The sequence below is a fragment of the Coleofasciculus sp. A1-SPW-01 genome (assembly GCF_040217205.1).
In the GTDB taxonomy this organism is placed as follows: domain Bacteria; phylum Cyanobacteriota; class Cyanobacteriia; order Cyanobacteriales; family Coleofasciculaceae; genus Coleofasciculus; species Coleofasciculus chthonoplastes_A.
The window spans coordinates 1-16,108 of the sequence record NZ_JAVJNP010000222.1 but is presented as its reverse complement, the minus strand read 5'-3'; the positions used below and the strand labels follow the sequence as shown (position 1 = coordinate 16,108).

Genomic DNA, 16,108 nt, shown 5'->3' with positions numbered 1-16,108 from the left:
AATCTTATCGGTCTCAGGGACTGGGACTGCTGCTGACGGAGGGGAAGTAAGACCAAAGCTTGGGCGTAAGTCTAAGCTGCGGCATTCCCCAGCGAAATCAGAAGCCCACGCTGTACTGAAAGTCAGCGATGGGTAGTTCACAGGGGCAGATTCTGGGACAACTGACACCTGTTTGGGTGGGTATTATCAGTCTAAATGCATCAACGGCGTTGGGTACAACTCCAATGTCTGTGTCACCAGTGAGCCACAACCCTGTTCATTTCCCTAACCTGATGGAACTCTCTCACCAGCAATCTCACAGGGTAGAAGGCTCTCAGAAGGTAGAAGGCTCTCAGAAGGCAGAAGATGACTCTAGAACAGAGGAGAACTGGCTCCCAGGAACGGAGTTAAGTGGCATCGTAGATGGAGATAATCAAGCTTTAGACAAACATGAACTAACCCAGGATCTCCAGTCCAGGGAGAGAGAAGCCAAGGAAGCCTGTAGAGAGCAGCCCAATCGTGCTGAACTCGAATCGCGCGATCGCGCTTTGCATCCAGATGACTTTCCTTCACAACCATGCCCTCAAGGGTCGCTCAAGGTTCACCCTGTCTCACTCAGTTTAGGCGAGTTTGATCCCATCGGCATAAGTCAAGACCCCATTGAAGTAAAACCCGCCTCTACCCATTCAAAACCCCAGCCTATTTTTACCCCAGATTACACTGACCTGGATGATCTCCAGATTACCCAAACCCCGCCCACGATTCCCAACCCCGAAACCATCCAACCCAGTCCAGAAGATCGTTTTCCTCAACCCACACCTAGTCCTGAACCCTTACGTCCTGATGAGTCCCCACCGTTGACCCAACCCGAACCCACTCCCTCTCGTCCCACGAATTCTAACGTGGAGGCTATTCAAATCGAGAAAATCAATGTCACAGGTAGCACCATCTTTGAACCCGAAGACTTCAATCCCATTGTCCAACCCTTGGAAGGCGAAGCGGTTACTCTACAACAATTGCAACAGGCTGCTGATGCTATCACTCAACTCTATTTAAATCGTGGCTACATCACCTCAAGAGCCATTCTAGTAGACCAAGTTATTACTGATGGTGTCGTAGAGATTTTTGTCCTAGAAGGGAGTCTGGAGGAGATTAAAATTGAGGGGATTCGCCGCCTTAAACCCAGTTATATCCGGAATCGGATTCAGCTAGGCGTCAGCACACCCCTCAATACTGCTCGCGTGGAAGATAAATTGCGGCTACTGCGGGCAAATCCCTTATTTGAATCTGTAGACGCCAGTCTTCGTGCTGGTAGTCAACCGGGAAAGAGCAATTTAATTATTCGTGTCGTTGAAGCCAATCCCTTTGAGGGTAGCCTCACCACCGATAACTATTCACCGCCGAGTGTAGGTTCAGAACGATTGGGCGTAAATGGACGCTATCGTAATCTAACCGGGTATGGAGATGAACTGACTGCTAGTTCCTCCTATTCCACCACGGGTGGCTCAAAGGTGATAAACATGGGCTATCGCCTTCCCCTGAATCCGAAAAATGGCACTCTACAAGTGCAAGCCAGCGTTGATCGCAATCAAATCACAGCCGAACCCTTTGCTCAATTCGGTATTGAGGGGGAATCAGAACAGTATGAGATTAGTTTTAGTCAACCCTTAATTCGCACCTCCCGTGAAGAATTCTCCCTATCCCTAGCTTTTAGCTTTAGGGACAGTCAGACATTTTTTTTGGATATGCCCGCCCCTTTAAGTCCTGGGGCTGATATTGACGGGATAACGCGCACCAGTGTGATTCAATTTGGACAAGACTACCTACGTCGTGATTCCAGAGGAGCCTGGTCAGTGCGATCGCTCTTTAGTCTGGGTACAGGCTGGTTGGATGCTACCGTTAATCCTGATCCCATACCAGATGGACGTTTTTTGACCTGGCTGGGTCAGATCCAACGAGTTCAAATTTTCAGTGATAGTCATTTTTTAATTATGGGGGCTGATATTCAACTAACCCCCAACACTCTTTTACCGTCTCAGCAATTTGTCATTGGTGGCGCTCAATCCGTGCGCGGCTATCGACAGAATGCTCGAATTGGAGATAATGGCGTGCGATTATTCTTAGAAGACCGGATCACCTTAGAGAAAAATGCATCCGGTGCGTCAACGTTCCAAATTGCGCCATTTTTTGATGCAGGTTGGGTGTGGAATAATCCTGATAATCAGAACCCTCTGCCTCAAGAGCAGTTTTTAGCCAGTCTAGGTATGGGAATACTTTGGCAACCGCTACCCGGATTAAATTTGCGCCTTGACTATGGACTTCCCTTAGTGGAACTGGAGGATCAAGGTCAGAATGCTCAAGATCAGGGATTTCACTTTTCGGTTCGTTATCAGTTTTAATCTGAAGTTCCTCCGGCGCAGATATACCTACACCAACACCTCTTACCTACTCTCTCTCATTGTCTCTATTCATATCTTGTTGATTTTGTCAATATCTTCGCTATAGAAATTTTGGGTCACAGAGTTGCCATACTACCCCTTGTCAACTCGGTGACGTTTACCCCAGGAGAATGTGAAAACTGACACCATCTTCTATAGCCTGTTTAAAGAGTTCCCTAGTATCTTCTTTGAACTGATTAATCAATCCACAGCACAAGCCGCAACATATCAATTCACCTCCCGTGAAGTCAAACAACTCTCATTTCGACTCGATGGTTTATTTTTACCAAAGAACCCAACCTCAAACCAACCCTTCTACGTCGTTGAAGTTCAGTTTCAACCCGATGAGAATTTATACTATCGTTTATTTACAGAACTGTTTATCTTTCTGAATCAATACAAACCCCCTCATCCCTGGCGGGTTGTAGTGATTTACCCCAGTCGCCGGATTGAACGAGAACAACCGTTACAATTTAGGGAACTCTTGAGTCGAGTGCAACGGATTTACTTGGACGAGTTAGAGGAAACAGCATCGGATTCCCTGGGGGTAAACATTGTTAAGCTAGTAATCGAGAATCAACAGACAGCACCGACAGTGGCAAGGCAGTTAATCGACCAAGCCCAAGTCCAGATCGCTGATCCAACGACCAAACGAGACTTAATTGATTTAATCGAAACAATCATCGTTTATAAATTACCACAAAAAAGCCGTCAGGAGATAGAAGCCATGTTAGGATTAAGTGAACTCAAACAAACTAAAGTGTATCAGGAAGCCAAGCAAGAAGGGTTTTATGAAGGGGAACAAAGAGGGGAACAAAGAGGTAAAAAAATAGGCGAACTCAAAGCCAAATTAACCGCTATACCACGCATGATCCAGTTTGGATTAAGCTTGGAGCAAATCGCTCAATTGCAAGATTTGCCATTGGAATTTGTCCAACAGGCTGCTGAGTTATTCGCTCAACAAAATGTTGCCGCTTTTGTTGAGCTGTTAAATCATCAACGCCAGCTTTTCTCTCCACAAGACTTAGCTGAGTTGGCTGTTTTAATTCAACCCTTACCCGATAAACTAGAAGACTTATCAGACGCGATCGCACAATGGTGCCAGCAGGAAGCACATACAGCACAGCGTGAGGCTTGGCGTCAAATCTGCTCCGGGTTATTGAGTGCGACAGTAGAGAAACTTGTGACGAACCCTGATACCCTTCAAACTCCATCTGCTATCCTCAACAAAGCCATGGTACAAAATGCGATTAAATGATGAGAGTCTGCTCATTCCCCAATGCACCTGCTTACAGTTGTTGTCTGAAAAGACTATGATTGATTGGGTATCGTGTTTATGCAAACCTGCCCCGTGACTTCATCTCATCGTTCCCATTCGCTGCCTGATCCGTTAAATGCATGGCATACCCAATCCATAGAAGAGTCGCTGACCCAACTGGATAGCAATCCCCAGACGGGTTTAAACTCTGAACAAGTCCAAGAGCGATCGCAATACTACGGATTAAATGAACTCGAAGAAACTGCGGGTCGCAGTTCTTGGGTGATTCTTCTGGATCAGTTCACCAACATCATGCTGATTATGCTGATTGTGGTGGCAATCATCTCCGGAGTCATTGATCTGATCGATTGGCGACAAGGAGGATTAGAGGCGGGTCAAGTTCCATTTAAGGATACGATCGCGATTCTATTAATCGTTATTCTTAATGGTGTCTTGGGCTATCTCCAAGAAAGTCGGGCGGAAAAAGCCCTCGCCGCCCTGAAAAATCTCGCCTCTCCCAAAGTCCGTGTCCTCCGCGAGGGTAGACCGATGGAGGTGGATAGCAAACAGCTTGTCCCTGGAGACATTATGCTCCTGGAAGCGGGGGTGCAAGTTTCTGCTGATGGACGGTTAATTGAGGAATCAAACCTCCAGATCCGGGAATCCGCTTTAACTGGAGAAGCGAACGCGGTGAATAAGGAAGCTGCCCTCACTTTAGCGGAGGATACCCCCTTAGGCGATCGCATCAATTTAGTGTTTCAGGGTACCGAAGTTGTTCAAGGTCGTGGTACCGTCTTGGTTGCAGCCACAGGGATGAAGACGGAACTGGGACGCATCGCTGAAATGCTGCAAGGGGTGGAAAGCGAACCGACGCCCCTACAACAACGAATGACCCAATTGGGAAATGTCTTGGTCAGTGGTTCTCTGATCTTGGTGGTGCTGGTTGTTGTTGGCGGCTTAATTCAAAGTGGCGGAGATTTAGGTGTTCTCCAACAACTGGTGGAAGTGTCCCTGAGTATGGCGGTAGCGGTTGTGCCAGAAGGCTTACCTGCTGTAATTACCGTTACCTTGGCACTGGGAACTCAACGCATGGTGCGTCGCCATGCGCTGATCCGTAAACTTCCAGCCGTGGAAACCTTAGGGAGTGTGACGACGATCTGTTCGGATAAAACGGGTACCCTGACTCAAAATAAGATGGTCGTGCAATGGGTGATCACGCCCCAGCACACATTCCAAGTCACGGGAGAAGGCTATGCGCCTAACGGGGAGTTTCTCATCGCCGAGACAGCCGTTTCTACCCAAGAGTATCCCGAATTACAGGTCTTACTTCAAGGGTGTGCCCTCTGTAATGATGCTATTTTGCAGTATGAACAGGATGATTGGCTGATTTTAGGAGACCCCACTGAAGGGGCATTAATTACCCTCGCTGGGAAGGGGGGTGTTGATAAAGAACCCTTGCGGCGTCAGTTTCCTCGGGTGGGTGAAATTCCTTTTTCCTCAGAGCGAAAGCGCATGAGTGTAATCTGTCAAGGGTCAAATGGCTCAGCGGGAACCAATGATGGACAAGGAACCTACCTCATGTTTACCAAGGGTTCCCCTGAGTTAATCTTAGAGCGTTGCCATTCTTTGCAGGCGGGCGATCGCACCGAGGTGTTGACCGATGAGCAACGGACGGATATTTTGCGACACAATAATCAAATGGCTGGGGCGGGATTGCGAGTCTTGGGGTTTGCCTATAAGCCTCTAGATGCTGCACCTGATGACAGGGTAGAGAAGAGTGAAACCACTGAACAAGAATTAGTTTGGTTGGGACTGGTGGGGATGTTAGACGCCCCTCGTCCAGAAGTTATGGATGCCGTGCGCCGTTGTCGGAATGCAGGTATTCGCCCGGTGATGATTACCGGAGATCATCAGCTTACCGCTCGCGCGATCGCCCATGCTTTGGGTATTGCGGATCAACATGATCGGGTTCTCACGGGTCAGGAGTTACAAAAGCTGGGACAATCGGATCTGGATAAACAGGTCAAGGAGGTGAGCGTTTATGCTCGTGTTTCTCCTGAACATAAGCTGCGGATTGTCCAAGGGCTTCAGCGTCAAGGTGAATTCGTGGCGATGACGGGAGATGGGGTAAATGATGCTCCCGCCCTGAAGCAAGCGGATATCGGGATTGCTATGGGGATTACCGGAACCGATGTGAGTAAGGAAGCCAGTGATATGGTGCTGCTGGATGATAACTTTGCCACGATTGTTGCTGCGACTGAAGAAGGTCGGACGGTTTATGATAATATCCGTCGCTTTATTCGTTATATCTTGGGCAGTAACATTGGTGAGGTGTTAACGATTGCCGCAGCACCGATTATGGGACTCCAAGATGTTCCCCTGTCACCGTTACAAATTCTCTGGATGAACTTAGTGACTGATGGTTTACCTGCTTTAGCGTTGGCGGTAGAACCGGCTGAACCGGATGTGATGAAGCGTCCTCCCTTTAGTCCCCGTGAGAGTATTTTTGCCCGGGGGCTGGGTGCCTATATGGTGCGGATTGGGATTATTTTCGCCATTGTCACGATTATTTTAATGGCGCTGGCTTATGACTATTATCCACTCCACTGGAAGACGATGGTCTTTACAACCTTATGTTTGGCTCAGATGGGACATGCGATCGCGGTTCGTTCCAATACTCGTTTAACGGTTGAGATAAATCCGTTCTCGAATCCCTATTTAATTTGGGCAGTAACGGTTACGACTATCTTGCAACTGGCATTGGTTTATGTGCCATTTTTGCAAAATTTCTTTGGGACAGAACCTCTCACGCTTACTGAACTGCTGATTTGCTTGGGGTTTAGTACGTCATTGTTTATTTGGGTTGAGTTGGAGAAGCTGTTTATTCGTTGGTATAAAAATCGGTAATTGGTCAGGGAACAGGAAACAGGTAACAGGGAACAGGGAACAGGTAATTGGAATTAATAGTCAACAGTCAACCATGACCAATGTACTTAAAATGCTTAAAGTTGCGCCAGTTTCGGAATTATCGGGATTGCTTGGTTAATTTTGAGGCACCGAAAACGATTTTGGTGGGGAATAATGCTCAGGGTAAGTCTAATCTGCTAGAAGCGGTAGAATTACTCTCGACACTGAAAAGTCATCGGTCAGGGCGCGATCGCGAAATGGTGTTGGAAGACGCCTCGATGGGTCAGATTCAGGCACTATTGGAACGGGCTTATGGTTCTGTTGAATTGGGGTTAACCCTTCGCAGTCAGGGACGGCGTACTGTTGCTTTAAATCGTGAATCCTTACGTCGCCAGCTTGATTTTTTAGGGATTTTGAATGCGGTACAGTTTTCCAGTCTGGATTTGGATTTAGTGCGTGGAAGTCCGGAACGACGCCGGAATTGGCTGGATTCTATTCTCACCCAACTTGAACCGATTTATGCTTATATTTTGCAGCAATATAATCAAGTCCTGCGCCAGCGCAATGCGTTGCTCAAAACCATCCGGAAGCAGGAGGAAGAGAGGACAGAGGGGGTAATATCAAAGCAACCCCAGACAGAACTGGCTCTTTGGGATGCACAACTGGCAACAGCAGGGTCGCGTGTGACTCGGCGTCGTGCTAGAGTGTTGCAACGATTAGCGCCACTTGCTCAATCTTGGCATAGTAGTATTAGTGGTAAAACAGAGTTACTCGAAGTGACCTACGCGCCAAATGTCAACCTAGAGAAGGATGACCCAGAAGCTGTTCAACAGGCATTTTTAGATAAACTCCACCATCGTCGTTTTCCTGAACAGCGTCAGGGGATAACTCTGGTTGGTCCACACCGAGATGATGTGGAATTTACAATTAACCAAACCCCTGCCCGTTCCTATGGTTCTCAAGGACAACAACGGACGTTGGTTTTGGCACTAAAATTGGCAGAGTTAAAACTAATAGAAGAAGTGGTGGGTGAACCGCCCCTGTTATTACTAGATGATGTTTTAGCAGAACTTGATCCTAACCGCCAAAATCAGCTTTTGGATGCGATTCAAGATCGGTTTCAAACCCTAATTACAACCACTCACTTAGGCGCATTTGATGCTCAGTGGTTGAACTCCTCCCAAATTCTTTCTGTTCAAGCGGGTCAAATTCACACCCTGGCGTAAAAATCAGTCGTTATTTGTCATACAATTATCTTGTTTGTTCTAATCATCACTCTATCAGCCCATTAATTGCCAATTTAAATAGTATAGGGTGTATGACAAGTATGGCAGTGTAATCTGAATTATTAGGCGGACAGTGGTGAAGTTAATATTACTCAACAACTTCTTTAAGCTTGATAAAGAAGGCGGCGATTTGGGCGAAATGGCAATCGTATAGCAGTATAATCTTTATTAGTAAAGTCAGACAGGAACATTTTGGCAACGTTAAGGATTTTAAATTTTGGCGACGTCCTAGGACATCGGTCAAGAAACCGGGTTTCTTGGGGTGAAAGGTTGATATTGCGTTGTCATACTGACGAGAAACCCGGTTTCTAGGAATAGGCTCAGAGAGAAAGGATGGATTATACTACAGTTTAAGGACTTTGGGCATAAACGTAAATTTTTTCAAAGAAGGTTTATTCATTAACTATCAGGATTAAAGTAGAAAGAGAATTCCATTAAAATTATCAATCATTCAACTTTGCCCAAATCATAAATACTTAGTGGACGTTGTAGCTATGAACGTTAGACAACTTCTCAAACTGTACGAACAAGGAAATCGAGAATTCACCGGGATTGACCTCAGTGGGGCTAACCTCAGGGGAGTTATGTTAATCGGAGTTAACCTAACAGGGGCGAATCTCAGAGGTGCTGATTTGACCAGAGCATTTTTACTCAAATCAGATTTGAGTGGCACTCAGATGAATTGGACGAATCTTAATTACGTTAAAATGAGCGATGCCAAACTTGTTGACGCTGATTTGACTAAAGCTAATATCAATGGTGCTTTTATGGTCAAATCAAAGCTCACGGGTGCTAAACTCAGTGGGGCAATATTGAATGGTACAAACCTCCGACGGGCTAACTTATGGGGTGCAAATCTTTGCGGAGCGCAGTTAGAACGGGCGAATTTGCGAGATGCAAATTTAACGGGCGTGAATTTCAAATGGGCGAATTTATCGGAAGCACGGTTGATTGGTGCTAGGGTTTATGGGTCAGCACTGAGTTTTGTCAATCTCAGCTACGCCTGGTTAAAAGATTTAGATTTAGCGGGCGCTGATTTAGAAGGGGTTAATTTCAGTGGTGCGAGATTAAGTCGGGCTAATTTAGAAGGGGCAAGTTTGATTGCCGCGAATTTAGAATCCGCTAAACTGGATTGGGCGAATCTCCAAGGCGCAGATTTGACGGGCGCTAATCTGGAGAATGCGAATCTGGAAAATGCGAATCTAACCTGGGCAATTCTCAGAAAAGCTGAGTTGCTGGATGCTAAGTTAAAAGGTGCAAAACTCTATGGTTTAGATATTAACGAGATGCAGGGGAGTAATGGGGGAGGATTTCCAGTCAGTAACCAAGGCGTTGGATTTCAAGCTAATAACCAATTTGTTTACTCAACGGCTGTGTGACGAAAATTGATACCCTAGAATCGGGCGCAAACATTCATTGGTGTCAACTTGAGCTTCAAAAAGAAAGCAATACCTTGATCTGACTCCACCCTAACCCTCCCCTTATCAAGGGGAGGGAACATTTCTCCCCTACCCTCCTCGTTCCCCCCTTTTTAGATCCCCCTTCCGTCCCCCTTAAAAAGGGGGAGGCAAAAGGATGCTTCGCGTTTTGTTTCATGGGGGAGACAAAAGGATGCTTCGCTTTTATTGCACGGGGGATTAAGGGGGGTTAAGATTAATCCATTGACAAATGACAAATGACAAATGACGAATGACGAATGACAAACGTCAACGTAGATTCAGGGTTTTTCTCGTATTAGGGCTGGTATTCAGTATTGTCCTACTGGTTGCTAAATCGATTGTATTTTCCCCATCTTTGGCGCGTTCCCAAACGCCAACAAAAATTACAGAAATTAGAGGCGTTTGGTTGACAAATGTCGCCAGTGGTGTATTGTTTTCGCCATGGGGAATTAACCGAGCGATCGCGCAATTGTCTAAACTGAACTTTAACACGGTTTATCCGGTGGTTTGGAATCGGGGACATACGTTTTATCCGAGTGCAGTGGCGACACAAGAACCTTTGCTGGCAATTATGCGCCTCAATGGAGATGTTTTGGCAGATATTCTACAGCAGGGACATCGCCAAGGGTTACGGGTAATTCCTTGGTTTGAGTATGGATTTATGACACCGATTTATTCTGAATTAGCGCGGCGTCATCCCACTTGGATCACTCAGAGTTTAACTCAAAAATCTGATCCGGAGAATCCCCAACTCTTATGGCTGAATCCGTTACATCCAGAGGTACAACAGCTTATCCTGGATCTAATTAAGGAAGTAGTCAGCCAATATGATGTGGATGGGATTCAGTTGGATGATCACTTTGGGATGCCTGTGGAATTGGGTTATGATCCTTATACCATTGAGCGTTATCAGCAAGAACATTATGGAAATTCTCCCCCAAATTCGCCATTAAATAGTGAATGGATGCGCTGGCGGGCGAATAAGATTAGCGAGTTTATGGGAGAGATTGTCCAGACGGTTAAATCAATTAAACCGGATTGTATCATCTCGCTTTCACCCAATCCCCAAGCCTTTGCTTATAAACATTATCTACAAGACTGGCAAACCTGGGTACAACGGGGTTGGGTTGATGAATTAGTGTTACAGGTTTATCGGGATGAGTTGAGTAGTTTTACGGCGGAACTTAATCAACCCGCAGTACGCATGGCGCGGCGAACTATTCCGGTAAGTATTGGCATTTTAACGGGAACATTGGCTGATCCGATTTCCTTTGAGCAAATTCAAGCCCAAGTTGAAGCGGTTCGCGATCGCGCCTTTGATGGTGTATCCTTTTTTTATTGGGAAACCCTGTGGAGTTATTTGACTCCGGAGTCTCCGCAACAGCGAAGGCGGGGATTTCGCGAATTATTTCCCTATCCCGCTATCCGCCTAACACTGGACAAAAAAGCCCAGAAATATCCAGTAAATTAGCGATTAGAGGAATAGCGATCGCAGAATAATCTAACAATAGCATCAACGTGTTCCCATATAAACTCTAGTTATAACTGAACCTGCTTTTTCTTTCCCCCAAATAATCCGCGCATCCAGTGATATAAGTTATCCACATAAGTAAATAACACGGGAACCACCACCAAGGTTAACAAGGTTGAAGTCGTAAACCCACCAATTACCGCGATCGCCATGGGACTGCGTACTTCACCATCCGCCCCTAATTCTAAGGCAATGGGCATCATCCCCGCAATTGTAGACACCGAGGTCATCAGAATTGGGCGTAACCGAGACACCCCCGCCTCCACTACCGCTTTAAATTGGGGTTTTCCTTCTTTTATGCCAGCTAAAGCAAAGTCTACTAATAAAATTGCATTTTTAGTCACCAATCCCATCAGCAAAACAATCCCAATTAAGGCAAACAAGCCCAACTCTTTCTGCGTCACTAACAACCCCAGTAACGCCCCACCAATGGATAAAGGCAAAGCCACTAAAATCCCAAACGGATACAAGAAATTGCTATAAAGCAACACCAGAATCGCATAAATCGAGAGAATCGCCGCCCCTAATGCTGTAGCAAACCGGGTAAAAATATCCTGCATAATCTTGGCATCCCCAGCCGGTTCCTCAGCGACATCGGGCGGGAGGGGATTCATCGCGGGTAACGCTTTCACCGTTTCTAACGCATCGCCTAGAGAAATCCCCTCTAAATTCGCTTCCACCGATACCTGACGATTGCGATCAAAACGGTCAATTTGCGCTGGACCACTTCCCAAACGAATATCCGCCACTGCACTAATTGGAACCAAATTCCCGGTTTGACTGGGAACCTGTAAATTTTTCAGGGTACTAATATCGGCGCGAGTATCTGGGTTCAGTTGTACCCGAATTGGAATCTGCCGATCCGCTAAATCAAACTTAGCCAGATTCGACTCATTATCGCCAATTAACGCCAAAGATGCCGTTCGTGCGATCGCGCCCACCGAAACCCCCAAATCCGCCGCCCGTTCTGGATCAGGCTGAATCACAATTTCCGGCTTAACTAAACTGGTACTGGAAGTGACTTCCACCAATCCCGGAATATCCCGCATCTGCTTCTCCAAGGTTTCCGCCGTTTGCGTCAACACTGGGGCATTTTCACTCTTCAGCACAATCGATAAATCCTTACCGCCTCCCCCAGCACCTTGACTTTGAAAACTAATCCGCGCCCCCGGAATGGTTCGGAACACCTGGCGCATTTGTTGTTCAAATTCCTGCTGGGAAACCTCTCGTTCATCTTTAGGTAACAGGTTGGCGTAGACTGTACCCGAATTGATCTGATCCGCCGTCGTAAAAACTTTCTCAACCGCCGGATTCTCTTGCAACGATTGGTTGAGTTGTTGCATAATTTCTTCAGTTTCACTCAAGGTTGATCCAGGGGGAAGTTCAACCATTACACTACTTAACCCCGTATCCCCGCTATCAAATAAACCCTTGGGAATTAACGGCACCAGTTGTAAACTACCGATAAAGAACGCCACGGCAATTAATAGGGTTGTAATCCGATGACGTAATGCCCAATTGAGCAGATTACGGTAAGGGTGAATCCGTTTTTTTCGGGTTCCCCGTTCCCCGTTCCCTACCTGCCCTGAAAGGGTTCTCTGTTCCCTGTTCCCTTTCGATTTCAGCAAATAAGCACTTAACATCGGTGTCATCGTACAAGCCACCAATGTAGAAAACATCGTAGACACAGCCACCGTAACACCAAACGGTTGGAAAAACTGACCTGGTATCCCCCCCATAAACGCCACTGGAAGAAACACCGCCACAATTGTTGCCGTTGTCGCCACCACCGCTAACCCAATTTCCCGTGAAGCATCCAATGCAGCGTTAAACGGCTTTTTGCCCATATCTAAATGTTGGTCGATGTTTTCAATCATACAAATTGCATCATCGACCAAGTTACCCACGGCTAAAGCTAACGCCAATAATGTCATCCCGTTGAGGGTATATCCCAAGAGTTTCATCACCCCAAATGTGGGAATAATTGATAGGGGTAACGCTGTAGCCGTAATCAGTGTGACTCGCCAATCCCGCAAAAACAAACCGACGGCAATCACTGTTAAAATACAGGCTAAAATTAAGGCATCAATCGTGGCTTGATAGGAATCCCGAATCGCATCGGCACGGGTGAAAATGAGTTCAAGACTTACATCATTAGGTAGAGTTTTTTTCAGTTGGGCAACCGCCTCACGCACCCCTTCTTCCACGGTGACTAAGGTGCTACCTGTACTCCGCAGCACCGAAAAAGCAACCACAGATTCCCCATTCAACGACGCCGCCTGTCGCTGTTCAGCAAAACTATCCTCAACCTCCCCTAAACTCGATAAGGGAACCGTCGCACCATTAGGAAGAACAATCCGATAACTTCGTAATTCCTCAACCGTTTCCGCACTTCCCAAAGTCCGAATATTTTGCTCACTTCCGCCGACATTTCCCCGCCCTCCAGGTAAGTCAATATTCAAATTGCGAATTTGATCATTAACTTGAGTCGCAGTAATCTCATAAGCTTGCAAGCGACTCGGATCAAGATCAACGCGAATCTCCCGATCCACACCCCCCAAACGGTCAATTTGCGCCACACCCGGTACATTCAGCAAGGCGCGGCTAATCGTGCGATCGACTAAATCACTTAATTGTTCAACCGATCGCGTCTCAGACGCCACTGCATAAGTCATAATTGAACCGCCCGCAAACTCTAGGCGTTTGACAATCGGTTCATTCACATCCTGGGGCAAATCCTGACGAATTTGGGCAACCGCATTCCGCACATCATTCGTGGCGCGATCGCTATCGGTTCCCAGGACAAAACTAACAGTAGTGGTGGAACTCCCTTCCGTGACAGTGGAGGTGAGTTCATCAATATTTCCTAACCCCGCCACTGAATCTTCTATTTTCTTGGTGACTTGGGTTTCTAATTCTGTGGGTCCCGCACCCGGTTGAGTCACCGTCACCATCACGGCGGGAATATCGATATTCGGATTACTGTCAATTCCTAAGCGAAAAAAGGACACCAAACCAAAGATGCCCAAAATTAGGAATAAGACGATAGTCGGAACAGGTTTTTTAATTGACCAAGCAGAGAGATGAAAAGACATAAACTTCGTTAGTAGTTTGGAAACCAAAGAGGGTTTGGAAACCAAACCCCTACCGGGTAATCAAAATCCTGTTTATCGAATCAGTTAACCACCTCAACGGTATCGCCATCTTTTAAATAAGCTGCACCTTTAACTACCACGCGATCGCCTACAGATAACCCACTTTTAATTTCCACCCGATTATCACTCAGAGGTTCACCCACCTCAACAGACTGGGCTTTCACTGTATTATCGGGTTGCAAGATATAGGCGATCGCACTCCCGTCACTTTGAGGCAAGATGGCTTTAGCCGGTACCGTTAACCCTGGGGCGGCTGAGGTAGTAATTGACGCCCGTAAAAACATACCTGGTTTTAATGATGCTGAGGCAGGTAAATCAATCTTCACCTTCGCCTGACGGGAGGCTTCATCAATCATCGGGTCAATTTCCCGAACTTTTCCCGACAGTTGCAAACTCTTATCTGCATCTGAGGTAATCGTTACCGATTGTCCGGGTTGAATTTGGGGAAGTTGAGTTTCAGGAACAGTGGCAATCAGTTCTAAACGTCCATTTTCAATAATTTTGAAGAGAGTTTGGGAACCAGATGTGACATCTCCCACACGAGCATTCCGTTCAGCTATTTTACCATTCACAGGAGCCACGATACGGGTGTTGTTGAGTTGTGCCATCGTGGATTGCACCTGCGCCTGTGCCTGGGCGAGTTGGGCTTCGGCTTGGGTAATCACTTCCCGCCGAGGTCCCGCCTGAAGTTGGGCAAGTTGCTGATTGGCTTCTCGTAACCGGGCTTGTGCCTGTTCGAGTTGGGAACGATAGCTGCGTTCTTGATTGTAGACTTCATCTAAGCGATCGCGGGCAATAGCACCTTCAGCTTGCAGCTTTTTATTGCGATCGACCCGGGTTCTAGCTAATTCTAAGTCTGACTCGGCGGCTGCAACAGCAGATTCAGCGCTGCTCACCACTTCTTTAGCACGGGCAATTTCTTCACTACGGGAACCTGCCCGAAGTTCCGCGAGGCGGGCTTCGGCTTGAGCCACAGATGCTTGGGCTTGGCGTAATTGTGCCTGGAGTACCGAATCATCGAGGCGGGCTAATAACTGTCCAGCTTTGACAACTTGTCCTTCTTCCACCAACACCTGTTGAATTTGTAAGCCTGTCGCCTGAGACAAGACGGGACTCATTTCAAAAGCAGCGACACTTCCGGTGGCGTCTAAGCGGCGGTTGACACTCTCGGATGTCACTTGGGCTACAGTTACGCTTTGACTCGGGGCAGATGATGTGGCGACGGGAGGTTCTGCTGTTGGGGCGTCTGCTTGTTGAGACGAGACTAAGCGCGTCGCCCCTAACGCTAAGAGGACACCAATGCCGATGCCTAAAAACAGCCCTTTTCCTCCAGATAGCCAGCCTTTTTTGGCGTCCTCGGTTCCAGATTGGGGAGAGGAACCTGCATCTTGTGCATAAGTGTCGGCTTCAGCATCAGGGAGATAGAAGACAACATCGACATCCTGTTTGAGTTCGACAGGTTTGGCGATAGAAGAACGATTCAACTGGCTTTTCTTGGGATTTGGTGCTGTCTGAGTCACTGTTATTCCTCTTTGACGGATCGAGGTCGCTAGCTTTGTAATTGTAAAGATTAAGTTAATGAATATTTGGTTACTTTACTTAACACTACTTTACATTGTAGCGCAATCTTGACCAAGCGGTTGGTTGATGCTTCGGGTCAACTACCCCCCTGTATGGTGGGGACAAGGCAACAGGCAACAGGCAATAGGACTCAAGGTATAAATAAATGTATGTATAAAGGTGGATTTGGTATGAGGAGGCAATGCAGTGCCACGGCACGTCTGGAAGCTGGGGAAGATGTAACCTTTCTTTAAGGTATGGCAGAAGTAACGAGTTCAACATCACCCATTTGACTCATCCAACAGAGTGATTTAGGTCGAATGCCACTGACTTTAGAGTTTGTAGTAAGCGCTGTCTTCGCTTCTGGCACTAAAGTGCCTACTACGAACCCAGCTTCCCCAGCTCCCTCTGCCCTCCCACCCGAATCGCGAGGGGCTACCCCTTCAACGAAGTAAGGGGTAGGGGGAGAGCGGGAAGTGCAAGGGTTCGATACCCGTAGCACTTCCATTTGTACAGACGCTTCTTTCATCGCGTCTGTAACCCCCGTTGGTATAA

General features: G+C 47.0%; 9 protein-coding genes and 1 pseudogene. 7 read left to right on the top strand and 3 right to left on the bottom strand.

Translation table 11 applies throughout. The features are described from left to right. From RH949_RS31825 to RH949_RS31795, 7 genes and pseudogenes are all read left to right on the top strand, one after another. Nucleotides 1-136, top strand: a pseudogene (locus tag RH949_RS31825) (RNA-guided endonuclease TnpB family protein); the annotation flags it as partial. Beyond that, nucleotides 129-2,378: a ShlB/FhaC/HecB family hemolysin secretion/activation protein gene (locus RH949_RS31820; RefSeq protein WP_446358848.1), complete on the top strand. Its 2,250-nt coding sequence runs from the start codon at nucleotides 129-131 to the stop codon at nucleotides 2,376-2,378. The pseudogene RH949_RS31825 and the gene RH949_RS31820, both read left to right, overlap by 8 nt. 172 nt (nucleotides 2,379-2,550) lie before the next feature. Next, nucleotides 2,551-3,675, top strand: a complete 1,125-nt coding sequence (locus RH949_RS31815) for an Rpn family recombination-promoting nuclease/putative transposase (protein ID WP_006100394.1) — start codon at nucleotides 2,551-2,553, stop codon at nucleotides 3,673-3,675. Nucleotides 3,676-3,753: 78 nt separating this feature from the next. Continuing rightward, nucleotides 3,754-6,582, top strand: coding sequence for a cation-translocating P-type ATPase (locus RH949_RS31810; protein WP_006100642.1), 2,829 nt, complete (start codon nucleotides 3,754-3,756; stop codon nucleotides 6,580-6,582). An 80-nt stretch (nucleotides 6,583-6,662) separates the two neighbouring features. Then, nucleotides 6,663-7,808 (top strand): DNA replication/repair protein RecF, encoded by a 1,146-nt coding sequence (recF, locus tag RH949_RS31805; protein WP_446358843.1) that lies wholly within the window; start codon nucleotides 6,663-6,665, stop codon nucleotides 7,806-7,808. A 554-nt stretch (nucleotides 7,809-8,362) separates the two neighbouring features. Continuing rightward, on the top strand, nucleotides 8,363-9,247 hold the full coding sequence (locus RH949_RS31800) for a pentapeptide repeat-containing protein (protein ID WP_446358841.1): 885 nt from the start codon (nucleotides 8,363-8,365) through the stop codon (nucleotides 9,245-9,247). A gap of 310 nt (nucleotides 9,248-9,557) precedes the next feature. Beyond that, the gene (locus RH949_RS31795) at nucleotides 9,558-10,778 is read left to right on the top strand and encodes a glycoside hydrolase family 10 protein (RefSeq protein WP_006100611.1); all 1,221 of its coding nucleotides are present in this window, start codon (nucleotides 9,558-9,560) and stop codon (nucleotides 10,776-10,778) included. A gap of 68 nt (nucleotides 10,779-10,846) precedes the next feature. Here the strand turns inward: RH949_RS31795 and RH949_RS31790 are convergent, their stop codons facing one another. The 3 genes from RH949_RS31790 to RH949_RS31780 form a co-directional block, all read right to left on the bottom strand. Then, entirely contained in the window at nucleotides 10,847-13,933 is a 3,087-nt protein-coding gene (locus tag RH949_RS31790; RefSeq protein ID WP_446358838.1) for an efflux RND transporter permease subunit, read from the bottom strand. Nucleotides 13,934-14,013: 80 nt separating this feature from the next. Then, nucleotides 14,014-15,513 carry an efflux RND transporter periplasmic adaptor subunit gene (locus RH949_RS31785; RefSeq protein ID WP_446358836.1) on the bottom strand — a complete coding sequence of 500 codons (1,500 nt, stop codon included), beginning with the start codon at nucleotides 15,511-15,513 and terminating at the stop codon, nucleotides 14,014-14,016. Nucleotides 15,514-15,803: 290 nt separating this feature from the next. Next, nucleotides 15,804-16,108, bottom strand: a 305-nt coding sequence (locus tag RH949_RS31780; RefSeq protein ID WP_446358834.1) for a hypothetical protein, incomplete at its 5' end; no start/stop codon positions are given.